Annotated in this window: 1 protein-coding gene; it reads right to left on the bottom strand. The window is 30.7% G+C overall.

What is annotated here, in order from left to right; translation table 11 throughout:
* The coding region (locus HNS40_RS22515; RefSeq protein WP_172284956.1) for a hypothetical protein at positions 1–818 on the bottom strand (818 nt) is incomplete at both ends.

Raw genomic sequence — 818 nt, 5'->3', positions numbered from 1 at the left:
GGATTATTATGCAATACCAGTGGATCATTCACTCCACCATTGTCATAATCTTGTATTACATTATAATGAAAATAGGTGGGAACACTGTAGGTACTTATATAAACTTCTTCAGCATCGTTATTTTGAATTAATTGAGTTTGATAAATATCATTCGCATCACTATTGCCTCTTAATTCAACAGTGGAATTGTTTAATAGCTTAATACCGAATAAGCTGTTTTCTATTGTATTATTTTCAATAATACCCGAGGAGCCATAAAATGTCAATCCTGTACTAACAATATTTCTAATAGTATTATCTCTTACATAGTAGGCTCCTTTTCCATGCCCAGAATTCCAAACTTCTATTCCCGATATATAATTATCAATTTCATTGTCTTCTATGGTATACGTATCGCAGTTTACAATAGAAATTGCTGAGTAGTTGTTAGAGTTGTTAAAATTATTATTGGTTATACTTACACTGGAATTTAATGATAATGTATTGTTATTGATATCTATATACGAGTCGTTAAAAATACAATAATCTACTATAGTCGTTCCTTTGTTTCCCACTCCTCTTATTTGAGAACCATCGGAAAAATATGAGTTGATAAACTCAAATGTACCTGTACCGTGAATCCAAAATTTGGATTGATTATCTAGATGTGCATCACTAACATTTACGGTTGAATTATGAAATAATATTTCGGTTTTATCTAAGTACAAATCGGTATCAATATTTACTGTTGCACCATCTTCAATAATTATTTTACCATTGGTGATATCAACATTGTTTCCAATGGTAAGTGTAGCACCCTTTTTTACAGTAAGTTCTGC

It is taken from the genome of Lentimicrobium sp. S6, from assembly GCF_013166635.1.
Lineage (GTDB): Bacteria > Bacteroidota > Bacteroidia > Bacteroidales > UBA12170 > UBA12170.
The sequence above is the reverse complement of the archived record's forward strand: the minus strand, read 5'-3'. Positions and strand labels throughout refer to the sequence as shown.